Below are 12,092 nucleotides of genomic sequence, written 5' to 3' on the forward strand. Positions count from 1 at the left end.
CAACGCAAGAATCCGCGCTTACCTTTCACTCCCGCGCCGCTGGCTCCGGGCTAGGGAGCCAATGCATCCCACTCCGATTTGGTAAGAACTTCCTTCTGATACTCCATCAGGATTTTCCATGCACCGCCCTCCTTCACGAGAAGCGCTTCGAATCCGATATATTCAGGCTTCGCATCCCCGTCGCCGACCTTCTGGGTATAGAGGAAGACACCGGATTCGTGGGCCGTCTCCGCATCGCCGTAGCGGTTCGCGAAACGGAAATCGACCGATGCCTCCATATTGCCGGCCTTGGTGTCGTCGAATTCCTTTTTCCAACGCGCCAAGGCTTGGGTCAGCGGATAGCTCACCTTTTTCGTCCCCGAAACGAGCACTGCGCCCGGATGGCATGTTGCCTTGTATGCCTCGAAATCGCCCACGTTCACCGCCCGCGATACCTCGTTCCAGTAGGCATCCAGCTCCTTGATCCGCGCCTCGTCGGGATCCGGCAGCGGGGTGGCCTTGTAGCTGCGGATCGCGATCGGGCCATGATCGCCCTGGATGGCGATCGGGCCTGTGGCGGCATCGCCCTCCAAGGGTGCGGAGCGGGTGTGCCCCCCGGTGGTGGCGTTTTCCTGGACAAGGATGCCGTTGACGAAAACCTTCTCGAAAGTCGCGTCGCGGAATTTCTTGCCGTCCGCATCGAAGCGCGGCGCTCGGAAAACGATCTCCATCGTCTGCCATTCGCCGGGCGGCTTGGAGGCGTTCACCTTCGGGGCGATTCCGCCGAAACCCTGCTTTTCCTTCGGCAGGCTCGGATCGAAGCGCTGGTAGATCCCGCCGAGATCGCCCGATCCGAAACGCTCGCGCCCGAAGCTATCCAGGATCTGGACTTCGTAGCGCCCCGCGACATAGACCCCTGCGTTGGAACCTTTCGGGATCATGAACTCCAGCTCGATCCGCACATCCCCGAATTGCTCCTTGGTCAGGAGGTAGGGAGCCTTCTCGCCAGGCTTCGCGGCATTCACCAGGATCTTGCCCTCGCCTTTCAATTGAAACTCGCCCTTGCCAGCCACCGCTTGCACCTCGGCAACCCCTCGCCAGCCCTCCGGTTGACGGAATTCATCCAAAGCGCCATTCTTCAGGAGATCGAGAGTCTGTGCGAAGGCGGGCAGCGAAAGCGCCAGGCAGATGGAAACAGCGGAAACCGGGATGCTCATCGGAAACTTGTTCATGGTGCGGGAGACTAGGGCAGGATGGCCGCATATTTACAGCGGTAAAATGACAATTTGGGGCACAAAGTTCCTACACGATGGGTAAGCACTTATGAGTGCGGGCAGAAGCACCGCCATTGCTTCACGGGGCAATCGGCCAAGGCTGATCCCGTGTTTCCAACATGGATCATGCCGAAGAAAAAAAGCGGAGGCGCCCACCACACCCAAAGTCTTCGCGCAGAATGGGAAACCGGCCAGGGTGCAAGGGCTTCAAGCCAGGTCTTCCGAGGTCACGGAGCGCTGCTCGCGGCTGCCGAGGATGACCGCCTGGTGCACGACGGTGCCAGGCTCCGCATCAAAGCGGAAGCTATGGCAGTTCGGGCAGATTGCCGTCGCCTTGCCGACGATGGAGTCGCAACCCTCGCACACCTTGTAGTTTGCGGGGTTGGAAACGATCCTTGCGGCGGCTTCCGCGCGGTTTGGTGTTTGTTCCTGCATCTTTGTGCAAAAAAAAGCGGAACCGGATGGCCGGACCGCTTTGGATTTGGGAGATTCCCTGAAGCGGGGATGGAATCAGGCGATGGCCGCGAGAGCCTTTGCTGTCCTGCTCTTGAGGTTGGCTGCCTTGTTCGGGTGGATGAGGTTGCGCTTGGCCGCCTTGTCAACGACGGAAGAAAACTCGGAAGCCGCTTTCTGGGCATCTTCCTTGTTGCCTGCCGCGATGGCCGCGATCGCCTTCTTGCGGACGGTCTTCATGCGGTTCTTCTCGGCACGGTTGCGCTCGGTGCGCACGACGGTCTGGCGGATGCGCTTGATGGAGGATTTGTGGTTGGCCATGTGATTCTGTGAATTAGGTTGGAAAAGGTGTTTGCCCCGTGACGGGGCGGGAAACTAGGTGGATGTGTTGCGCGGTGTCAAGCTGGATGTTTCGAAAATCCTGACCATTTCATCGAGCCGCAGTGTGGGTGCGCTGGCTTGAAGCCGTCTTCTTGAGCGGGCCGCGGATGACATAGACATCCGCGCCGGTTCCGACGCGGTTGTATAGGTCCACGACATCCTTGCAGCCCATGCGGATGCAGCCGTAGGAGGCCGGGCTGCCGAGTCGGCTGTGCTCGGGGGTTCCGTGGATGTAGATGTAGCGGCGGAAGGCGTTGCGGTTCTCCGATTGGGTTCCGGTCAGCCATAGGATGCGGCTGACGATGGGATCCCGGCCAGGAGCGTTAGGCTTGAGCACCTCGCCGGTGGGGCGGCGGCTTTTGAAAACGGCTCCCGGCGGTTGGCCGGCTCCGATTTTCTTCGCCACCTTCATTTTCCCAAGCGGGGTCTTGTTGGAGTTCGGGGTGTCGCCGACACCGAACTTGGATGTGGAGATACTGTACGATTTGACGGGTTTGCCGTCGCGCAGGAGCAGGAGCTTCTGGTCGCGAACGCTGACGATCATCTTATTGCGGTCGTCAAGGCTGGAGCCGCAGCTGTTGAGGAACAGCAGGGATAGGATGCTTGCTAGGGGGAAAAACAGGTGGGTGATACCTTTTTTCATTATCAGTTGTTGTCTATATGGTTGGCGGCTGGCGTTTTGGATTTTGCGGGACTTGGGAAGGTAGGCAGCATGCGTGCCATCGAAGCGGTGGAAGTGTAGAAAAATCCTACGGGGAATGGAAGCAAAAGGATTGCCGACGACCACCGGCCGTGCATTGCGGCCTCGATGACAACGAACAGGAAGAAGCAGCCGAAGAGGAATTCCACGAAAGGGGTGAGGGTTTTCATAGCCTTGTAGCTGCTTTTCTTCCAATCGGAATTCTTCTGCTCGATCCCGTATTTCGGGGTGCGTATGAATGCCGTCTGGTGGTTGCAGAGCGCCTCTATGACAGCCTTGGCGTTGGTGATGGACATGCCGATGCCGAGCGCAAGGAGCAGCGGCAGGTAGGGGATTTCCTTCCACCAGGTGTCCGGGCGAAGAGCCTTCTGGGATGTGAGGTAGAAGAGGATCACCGACACGGAAGCGAAGAAGAAGATCGGGATGTTGATGATGTAGTAGGTCAGCTTGCCGAAATCCGGCTGCGCATGCTGGTTCGGATAGATCAGGAAGCAGAGGCAGATGAGGAGGAGGTAGGCGAAGTTCGAGGTGAGGTGGGCTGTGGCCTCCATTTTCACGAAAAGCGGCACATCGCTGCGCCAGATGGCGGGCAGGACCTTTTTGCAGACCTGGATGGAGCCTTTTGTCCAGCGGTGCTGCTGGCTCTTGAAACCGTCCATATCGACGGGCAGTTCGGCGGGCGTTTCGACATCGTTGAGGAAGATGAACCTCCAGCCCTTGAGCTGGGCGCGGTAGCTGAGATCCATGTCCTCGGTGAGGGTGTCGTGCTCCCATCCGCCGGCGTCCGCGATGCAGGATTTCCTCCAGATGCCGGCGGTGCCGTTGAAGGTGAAGAAGCGGCCGGAACGGTTGCGGGCGGTCTGCTCGAGCTCGAGGTGGCCGTCGAGGAACATCGCCTGGATGCGGGTGAGGACGTTGTAGGTGCGGTTCAGGTGCCCCCAGCGGGTCTGGATCATACCGATCTTCTCGTCGGAGAAGTAGTGGATCGTTTTCTTCAAGACGTCGGCATTCGGAACGAAATCGGCGTCGAGGATGAAGAGGTATTCCCCTTTGGCAAAACGGGTGCCGTTCTCCAGTGCGCCGGCCTTGTAGCCGGTGCGGTCGGTGCGGTGGATGTGTTCCGCATCAAAGCCCTGCGCCACAAGCCGTGCGATGCCATCCCGGCAGATTCCCACCGTCCCGTCCGTGGAATCGTCCAGAAGCTGGATCTGCATCTTGTCCTTTGGGTAGTCGATCCTGGAGACGGAATCGAGCAGGCGGTCAACCACATGCATCTCGTTGAAGACCGGCAGCTGGATTGTGACGAGCGGAAGGTCGGCAAATGTCATCAAGGGCAAGGGCTTCTTGCGGGCGTGCTTCAGATAGAGGAAAATGATCGTCAGGCGGTGCGAGCCGTAACCTGCCAGGCCGATGAGTACCGTGACGTAAGCGAAATACCAGAGAGGAGATGTGATGTCCATGTTCGGAGATGAAATGTCGTTGTGCAGCAGGCTGAAGCCTTTGTGAGAAGCAGGCTTAGATGGTGGAGCCATCCCGATACAATACGGAACTGGCGGCGTGAACCGTTGATCACCCCGCGCGGATGCCAGCAGGCGGCAGCCAGCTTGTCAAGAACAGAACCCCGATCCGGATCATGCGATGTTCGCGCTAGCTGTCTCCTGCTTGTTTGGATTTCAGAATCGAAATACGACAACATGATGAATAGCTTGGCTGGCTTTTTCAGGGGCATCCCCTGAAATGCGAATCGGCAGACATCCGGGGGGAGGTGTCTGCCGACGCGAGGTGGGATGTGCGATATGTTTTTGTGGGGGGAACCGGCGTTCGCGAAGCGGGGGTGGCTTCGCTCGCGCCGATACTTGTAGATTACCCCAAATCGGCCATGATCACATTACGCAATCGCGTATTTCTTACGATTTCCTTGGAGCATCTGAGGCGAATCAGCCTTCCTTGGCACAAAAACGGCCAAAGCCGGAGCTTTCCGCGTAACAGCATTCCCTGCAAGCGATCTCACTCGATGAGTGCTTTGCTGAGTTTTTCCCGGATGGCATCCCCTGGAATGCGAATCGGCAGACATCCGGGGGAGGTGTCTGCCGACGCGAGGTGGGATGTGCGATATGTTTTTGTGGGGGAACCGGCGTTCGCGAAGCGGGGGGTGGCTTCGCTCGCGCCGACACTTTTAGATTACCCCAAATCGGCCATGATCACATTACGCAATCGCGTATTTATTACGATTTCCTTGGAACATCTGAGGCGAATCAGCCTTCCTCGGCACAAAAACGGCCAAAGCCGGAGCTTTCCGCGTAACAGCATTCCCTGCAAGCGATCTCACTCGATGAGTGCTTTGCTGAGTTTTTCCCGGATGGCATCCCCTGGAATGCGAATCGGCAGACATCCGGGGGAGGTGTCTGCCGACGCGAGGTGGGATGTGCGATATGTTTTTGTGGGGGAACCGGCGTTCGCGAAGCGGGGGGTGGCTTCGCTCGCGCCGACACTTTTAGATTACCCCAAATCGGCCATGATCACATTACGCAATCGCGTATTTATTACGATTTCCTTGGAACATCTGAGGCGAATCAGCCTTCCTCGGCACAAAAACGGCCACAGCAGGAGCTATCCCCGTGGTAGCAGTCCTCACAGAGGGTCTCATCCCGGATCGTGCCGGCAGCCTCTTTTCCGCAGCGGTCACAGGCTTCCCGGGCAGGCTCTGCCGGTGTTTCGGAGGAGCTCATTCCGCGAAAAGGATTTCTTCATCGCCTTGCCCCCCACCCCTGCCGAGCTTGTCGCCGATATCCTTGCTGGTGACGTAGAGCATCAGGGAAATGAGTGCGAGGGCACAGACCGTTTGGATGATTTCCAACGTCTTCATCTGCACCGGCCTACCGCAGACCTTTTCAAGCAGCGCCAGGGTGATGTGCCCGCCGTCAAGCACGGGAAAGGGCAGCATGTTGAGCACAGCGAGGTTGACGTTGAAAAGAACCATGAAACCGATGATGCGCCGCCAGCCGTTTTCCGTCTGCAGCAGCGAATAAAGCATCTGTCCGATGCCCACCGGGCCGCTCAGGTGATCGACCCCGATGCTCGATTGCGGGTCGGCGACGCTGGTGATCGTCACCCACATCATTTTCAGGCTGTCCATCACCTGGGTCAATGGGTTTGGGTGGACGATGCGGACATCCACATCCCCTGTCTGATCCCAGATCACTCCGATCATCGGATCCCTCCCCTTCGGTTTCAGCGGTGCCTCTGGGGTCAGCTCGATCGGAACCACCAGTCCGAGCGCCCTCTCCACGCCGAGGGTTACTTTCTTATATCCGCTATCCTTGAGGTATTGTGCAAGCTGGATATCGCTATAAAGCTGCTTGCCGTCCACGGAAACGATTACGTCTCCCTTCTCCAGGCCGGCCTTGTCCGCAGGGCTGCCTTTCACCACATCGCCGATCAGGGCGGGTCCCGCCGGAGCGAGCCCCACTTGCCGCAGGCCGCTGCGCTGGAACCACTTGCTGTCCGGCGTGTCGAAACCGCTGGTGAGCGTGAGCGGTTCCTCCACGCCCGAACGCCTTACAGTGAACTCGATCTTGTCGCCGCTGCTCAGAACGATGCGCTCGGTGATGCTCTGCAGGGAGCCCGCAAATCCGTTCACGGGTTCGCCGTTCACCGCGATGATCTCATCGCCGGGCTGGATTCCGGCCTTTTCCGCAGGGCTTCCGTCGAGGACGAATCCGATCGTGGTGCTCGGCACGAAATCCTTCGGTTTCCCGACGCCCCACACCACGACCGCCGCCGCGAGCGCCAACAGGATGGAGAACAGCGGGCCGGCGAAGGCGACGATGATCTTGTCCATCGGGGTGATGGCCGGGAGCGGCTTGCGATCCTTCTCACCACCCTCGATGGCCTCCATTGGTGCCATTTGCGGCAGCGCGACGAAGCCGCCCGCCGGGATCCAGCCGAGGCCGTATTGTACGCCGTTGATTTCTTTTTTCCAAATGGGTTTTCCGAACCAGATCTGGAATCGGTCGATCTGGAGCCCGCGCCATTTCCCGGCAAGGAAGTGGCCGAGTTCGTGGACGAAGATGATGATGTTGAAAAGCATCACGACGACGAAGATCAGTAGCGCGATGTTCAGGGTGGCTTGGAGAAAGGTCATGGGCGATTTGGTAAGGTGCCGGAAGGCTACCCGACATCAGCAAACCCGCAAGCCTTTCCAATTCCCTGAAAATCACCCGTCCCGGAAACTCTTCCTTGTAAGTTGAAATCTGTGATTTGAAGTTTCACGCGTGATCTCCGGCCAAGACCCGCTCTCTTCCCTCCGCTTCCTGTCGGGGAAAGAGATCCAAGCGCTCGAATTCGCCAACATCGCCAAGGTCGCGGAGCTCCTCGGCCATTTCCCGAAACGCTACGAGGACAGGCGGCAGTTCGACCGCTTCCCCAACCAGGCCACCGCGAAACCTGTCTGCCTCACGGGCGGGGTGATCGATTCCGGCACCAAGGGCTTCGGCAAAACCCGTTTCTACGAGGCGATCGTGATGGATGGCGGTGGCGGAGTCTTCGGCTCCGGGAAAATCACCTGCCGCTGGTTCAACATGCCCTTCATGTCCAAGGTCATCGCCACCGGCCAGCAGGTCATCGCCTACGGGAAAGTCAAGGAACAGGGCGGCCGCCTCATCATCGACCACCCTGAGATCGAGGTCATCCGGGATGACGAGGAGGCGGAAACCATCCACCTCAACCGCATCGTCCCGATCTACAGAAATATCTCCGGGATCAACCAGCGCCGCCTGCGCGAGATCATCCACATGGCGGCGGACAGCATCCGCCATGCCGATGATTTCCCCTTCCCTGTTTCCCAAACCGACAGGAAAGCCGATCTCCTCGAAACCCATTTCCCCACATCCGCCGAATCCGCGATGGCCGCCCGCCGCCGTTTCGCGCTCGAGGATTTTTTCCGCCTCCAGCTCAACGTCGTCTGGCAGCGGACCCGACACCGCTCCCACGCGGGCCGCATCCTCGGGAAAAAGACCACACTCCTCAAAGCGTTCCACAACTCCCTGCCCTTCGATCTAACCGATGCCCAGAAACGTTCCATCAGGGAAATCATCGCCGACATGCGCGAGCCCCGCCCCATGAACCGCCTGCTCCAGGGCGATGTCGGTGCGGGGAAAACCTTCGTCGCCATGGCCGCCATGCTGTTGGCCATTGATTCCGGCGCGGATGCGGCGCTGATGGCACCCACGCAGATCCTTGCGGAGCAGCATTCCATTACGTTCAGGAAATGGCTGGAGCCCCTGGGTGTGGAAGTCGTGCTCCGCACCGGCAATGTGAGGGGCGAAAAAAATTCGACCCTCCGCCCGACCCTTTTCATCGGTACGCATGCCCTGCTCTACGATGAAAATCTCTTCACCGACCTCGGCCTCGTCGTCATCGACGAGCAGCATAAGTTCGGCGTCGTACAGCGCGCCGCCCTCATCCGCCAAGGCACACTTCCGGATGTCCTGGTCATGACCGCCACGCCCATCCCCCGCACACTGACCATGACGATTTACGGCGACCTAGATGTCTCGCTCTTGGATGAGAAGCCCGCCGGGCGCGGGAAAATCATCACCGCCCTCCGCACCAAGCCCAAGCAGAAGGACATCACGGATTTCGTAAAAGCCCAGCTCGCCGAGGGCAGGCAGGCATACCTGGTCTATCCGCTCGTCGAGGAAAGTGAATCCGTGAAAGCCGAGTCAGCCACCGAAGCTTTCCCCAAATGGCAGAAACGGCTCGGCGCGGAGAACGTCGGCCTCATCCATGGCAAGCTGCGCCCGGACGAAAAGGAATCGGTCATGGAGGATTTCCGCAACGGGAAACTCAAGGCCCTTGTCGCCACCACTGTCATCGAGGTCGGCGTGGATGTGCCGAACGCGAACCTCCTCATCCTACACAATGCCGAGCGCTTCGGCCTCGCCCAGATCCACCAGCTGCGCGGCCGCATCGGGCGCGGCGAACACAAGTCCTACTGCATCCTGCTCACGGACTCGAAGCTCCCCGAAGCCCTCGCGAAGCTCTCCGTGCTGGAAAAAACCTCAGACGGATTCGAGATCGCGGAGGCGGATCTGGAGATCCGCGGTCCCGGCGATGTGCTCGGCACCGCCCAGTCCGGCCTCTCCGACCTCCGCTTCGCGGATTTCATCACCGACACCGCCCTCATCCGCGAAGCCCGCTCGCTGGCAGACAAGGTGTTTTCCGAAGATCCCAACCTATCGGCAACCCACGCCAAGCTCCTCCCCTATGTCAGGAAGGATTGCGACATGCACGCCACGGACAGCTGAAATTTTTTCCGAATAAACCGGCCTCGCCTGCCGTCGTATCTGCCGCTATCGCATTCACGCCGAAATTCCTTGATATCACGGTGCGTTCGCTTAGAATTACGCAACTCCAAACAACATCATGAAAAAACTGAATCTTATTGTCATTTCCGCACTCTGCGCATTTTCCCTCAGCAACTGCGCGGAGCCTTCCGGACCTAACACCCAGCGCGGAGCCGTGATCGGCGCACTCGGTGGCGCCGCCCTCGGCGGTATCGTGGGCAACCAGTCCGGACGCGCCCTTGAAGGCGCCGCCATCGGTGCCGCAGCAGGCGGTGGCGCAGGTGCGCTATACGGGAATTCCCAGGACCAGGAGCAGCGCCGCCGCTACAACCAGGGCTACTGACAATCACCCATCATCCGAAAAGCCGCAGGGAACTTTCCTTGCGGCTTTTTTTTATTTGGATGAAATCGCCTCCGAGGCACTCCCAACCCACATAACAAGCCATGCGCACCGTATCCATTCTCCTAGCCCTGATATCCAGCCTTGCGTCAGCGAAGGTGACTTCCGTTCCAGCACTGATCCCGGAGAACGCGAACATCGCCCCGGGGGTGCCATTCACCGTGGCACTGAAGCTGGAACATCCGGATGGGTGGCACAGTTACTACCGCAACAGCGGAGGCGTGGAGCTGCCCCCTAAGATCGAATGGGATTTGCCGCAGGGTGCCAGCGCCGACCCCATCCAATGGCCGGTGCCGGAGGTCAAGGAGGGATTCAGCGGGAAAAGTTTCATCTATCCAGGGTCGCCGGTTTTCCTGGTGGAGATCACCCCACCCCCCTCGCTTTCAGCCGGTGATGTTTTCACCTTCGGGGCGAAGGCGACTTGGCAGATCTGCGAAAACTCGTGCATCGATGAGAAAGCCACATTCGCGCTGAACCTTCCCGTCGCCGCAGTGGCGTCCGCCGATCCTGAACAGGTGCAGCTTTTCGCAACGGCGCGCACAAAGCTGGTGCCGGATGCAGCCGTTGATTTCAAGGGCTCCGCCAGCAGCGGCCGCGACAATCCGGACGAGATGCTTCTGCTGCTTCCCGGCCTCGCGGAGGCGCCTTCCGAGTTCATCCCCAACGAGCCTTATGTGAATGCCCTCAGCGATGGTGGGAAGGTCAGCCCTGCTGACGGCGGCGGATTCCTGCTGACCCTGAAGCGCAAGAAAACGGATTTCCTCGATGAACCCATACCTCAGGGCAACACTGTTTCCGGCATCGTCATCGCAGGCCTGCCAGTCACCGTCCCGGAAACCGCCATAACGCTACCACCTCCGGAGCCAGTCGCCTTTTCCAAGCTCCTGCCCATCCTCGGCGGGATGTTCCTCGGCGGATTGATCCTCAACCTCATGCCCTGCGTATTCCCGGTCATCGGGCTCAAGATCATGGGCTTCGTCCAGCAGGCCGGGGCAAACCGCCGTTCCATCGCGCTGCATGGGATCACATTCGCGCTCGGCGTGCTTGCCTCATTCGCCGTGCTCAGCGGAATCCTTTTCGCGATCCGTGCCGCAGCGCTGAAAAACGGCACGGAACTGAAAGGCTGGGGCTACCAACTGCAGGATCCCTGGGTGGTTGTGATCCTGCTCCTGCTCATGTTCGTGCTGGGGCTCAACATGTTCGGCCTGTTCGAGATCGGCACATCCGCCACCTCCGTCGGCGGTAAGCTGCAAAGCAAAACCGGCCACTCGGGTTCCTTTTTCTCCGGCGTCCTGGCCACCGTTGTCGCGACACCTTGCTCAGCCCCTTTCCTCGGGGCAGCGATAGGCGCCGCAATGGCGCTGCCCGCCGTGCAGTTCTTTTCGGCCTTCGGCGCAATGGCGATCGGCCTCGCAACCCCTTACCTAACGCTTTCCCTCTTCCCCCAGTTCGTGGAAAAGCTGCCCCGCCCCGGTGCATGGATGGAGTCCTTCAAGCAGGCGATGTCATTCCTCCTCTTCGCAACCGCCGCATACCTGCTCTGGGTCTACTCCGGCCTCATCGGGCAGGAACACCTCCTCTCACCCCTGCTCGGCCTCAGCCTGATCGCCGCCGGTGCATGGATCTACGGCCGTTGGAATCTCCCTTACAAATCAGGGAAAGTCCGTTCAACCGCCCTCGCCCTCACAGCCGTCTTCGCGGTCACCGGGGTTGTCATGGCGCTGCCCCGCGAGCATCAGAAACTTTGGCAGCCCTGGTCACAGGAAACGGTGGATGAACTCCTGTCTGAGGGCACACCAGTCTACATCGATTTCACCGCCCAGTGGTGCCTCACCTGCCAGGTGAACAAGAAGGTCGCCTACACGGACGAAGTGCTCGCCCTCGCAAAAGAGAAAGGCATCGTTTTCCTCAAGGGCGACAAGACCCGCCCGGATGCCGCCATCGAGGCAAAACTCCAGGAACTCGGCCGCTCCGCGATCCCGGTCAACGTCCTGATGATCCCGGGCGAAGAACCGATAATCACCCCCGAAGTGCTTACGCCCGGGATTTTGAAAGATCTGTTCGGAAAAGCCCCCTAGCGACGACCTTCGTCGAGGTCGATGAAATCGAACATGGTGTCCACGGTTCCCGGCTCGAGCCCGATTTCCTTGAGCCGCTCCTTCACCCGTTGGGAAGCGGCATCGCGCCATCCGCGCTTGGTCATGAAGGCATTCCAGACCTCGATCTCCTCGGGGGTCGGTTTTCTTCCTTTTGAAAACGCCAGTTCGAGAAGCTCCTCATCGCTCGCGCCTTTCAGCGTTTCCGCCACGAGATCATCATATGCGATGTGAAGAAACAGGCAGCAGCGGGAATCGAAGCTGCCCGCATGTCCCGGCCCGACCATTGCGGCCCAATCCTCGGGGAGCTTGCCTTCCGCGTTGAGGCGGATCTTGTCGAGCATTCGCCCGAAATACACGATGCCACCCACCTGATCGTAGGGGCTGCGGAGTCCTGGGATGATCACCGGATATGGTTTTTGCATGGGCGCAAACTTATGCACTGCAAGCCCCCCATGCAAG

At 59.4% G+C, this 12,092-nt stretch carries 10 protein-coding genes; 3 read left to right on the forward strand and 7 right to left on the reverse strand.

The features are described from left to right. Positions 1 to 50: 50 nt before the first annotated feature. From HZ994_01785 to rseP, 6 genes are all read right to left on the reverse strand, one after another. The gene (locus HZ994_01785) at positions 51 to 1,211 is read right to left on the reverse strand and encodes a DUF1080 domain-containing protein (GenBank protein ID QTN31107.1); all 1,161 of its coding nucleotides are present in this window, start codon (positions 1,209 to 1,211) and stop codon (positions 51 to 53) included. A 249-nt stretch (positions 1,212 to 1,460) separates the two neighbouring features. Beyond that, positions 1,461 to 1,688, reverse strand: coding sequence for a hypothetical protein (locus HZ994_01790; protein ID QTN31108.1), 228 nt, complete (start codon positions 1,686 to 1,688; stop codon positions 1,461 to 1,463). 75 nt (positions 1,689 to 1,763) lie between these two features. Continuing rightward, the gene (gene rpsT, locus HZ994_01795) at positions 1,764 to 2,027 is read right to left on the reverse strand and encodes a 30S ribosomal protein S20 (GenBank protein QTN31109.1); all 264 of its coding nucleotides are present in this window, start codon (positions 2,025 to 2,027) and stop codon (positions 1,764 to 1,766) included. 109 nt (positions 2,028 to 2,136) lie between these two features. After that, positions 2,137 to 2,631, reverse strand: a complete 495-nt coding sequence (locus HZ994_01800) for a L,D-transpeptidase (GenBank protein QTN34294.1) — start codon at positions 2,629 to 2,631, stop codon at positions 2,137 to 2,139. 101 nt (positions 2,632 to 2,732) lie between these two features. Next, entirely contained in the window at positions 2,733 to 4,247 is a 1,515-nt protein-coding gene (locus tag HZ994_01805; protein QTN31110.1) for a glycosyltransferase, read from the reverse strand. A 1,265-nt stretch (positions 4,248 to 5,512) separates the two neighbouring features. Beyond that, positions 5,513 to 6,931, reverse strand: a complete 1,419-nt coding sequence (rseP, locus tag HZ994_01810) for an RIP metalloprotease RseP (protein QTN31111.1) — start codon at positions 6,929 to 6,931, stop codon at positions 5,513 to 5,515. Between the two features lie 130 nt (positions 6,932 to 7,061). On the opposite strand from rseP, the gene recG reads away from it, so the two are divergent. From recG to HZ994_01825, 3 genes are all read left to right on the forward strand, one after another. After that, positions 7,062 to 9,095, forward strand: coding sequence for an ATP-dependent DNA helicase RecG (gene recG / locus HZ994_01815; GenBank protein ID QTN31112.1), 2,034 nt, complete (start codon positions 7,062 to 7,064; stop codon positions 9,093 to 9,095). A gap of 118 nt (positions 9,096 to 9,213) precedes the next feature. Next, positions 9,214 to 9,477, forward strand: a complete 264-nt coding sequence (locus HZ994_01820) for a hypothetical protein (GenBank protein QTN31113.1) — start codon at positions 9,214 to 9,216, stop codon at positions 9,475 to 9,477. A 101-nt stretch (positions 9,478 to 9,578) separates the two neighbouring features. Continuing rightward, positions 9,579 to 11,612, forward strand: coding sequence for a thioredoxin family protein (locus HZ994_01825; protein QTN31114.1), 2,034 nt, complete (start codon positions 9,579 to 9,581; stop codon positions 11,610 to 11,612). Here the strand turns inward: HZ994_01825 and HZ994_01830 are convergent. After that, complete coding sequence (locus tag HZ994_01830; GenBank protein ID QTN31115.1) at positions 11,609 to 12,055, reverse strand: DUF5069 domain-containing protein; 447 nt, start codon at positions 12,053 to 12,055, stop codon at positions 11,609 to 11,611. The genes HZ994_01825 and HZ994_01830 overlap by 4 nt on opposite strands. Between the last annotated feature and the right edge of the window lie 37 nt (positions 12,056 to 12,092).

It is taken from the genome of Akkermansiaceae bacterium, from assembly GCA_017798145.1.
In the GTDB taxonomy this organism is placed as follows: domain Bacteria; phylum Verrucomicrobiota; class Verrucomicrobiia; order Verrucomicrobiales; family Akkermansiaceae; genus Luteolibacter.

Excerpts from the sequence above, each read along its gene's own strand:
- HZ994_01830 (QTN31115.1), bottom strand. The coding sequence starts at position 12,055 with ATGCAAAAACCATATCCGGTGATCATCCCAGGACTCCGCAGCCCCTAC.
- rpsT (QTN31109.1), bottom strand. The coding sequence starts at position 2,027 with ATGGCCAACCACAAATCCTCCATCAAGCGCATCCGCCAGACCGTCGTG.
- HZ994_01790 (QTN31108.1), bottom strand. The coding sequence starts at position 1,688 with ATGCAGGAACAAACACCAAACCGCGCGGAAGCCGCCGCAAGGATCGTT.
- HZ994_01785 (QTN31107.1), bottom strand. The coding sequence starts at position 1,211 with ATGAACAAGTTTCCGATGAGCATCCCGGTTTCCGCTGTTTCCATCTGC.
- HZ994_01825 (QTN31114.1), top strand. The coding sequence starts at position 9,579 with ATGCGCACCGTATCCATTCTCCTAGCCCTGATATCCAGCCTTGCGTCA.
- rseP (QTN31111.1), bottom strand. The coding sequence starts at position 6,931 with ATGACCTTTCTCCAAGCCACCCTGAACATCGCGCTACTGATCTTCGTC.
- HZ994_01800 (QTN34294.1), bottom strand. The coding sequence starts at position 2,631 with ATGATCGTCAGCGTTCGCGACCAGAAGCTCCTGCTCCTGCGCGACGGC.
- HZ994_01820 (QTN31113.1), top strand. The coding sequence starts at position 9,214 with ATGAAAAAACTGAATCTTATTGTCATTTCCGCACTCTGCGCATTTTCC.
- HZ994_01805 (QTN31110.1), bottom strand. The coding sequence starts at position 4,247 with ATGGACATCACATCTCCTCTCTGGTATTTCGCTTACGTCACGGTACTC.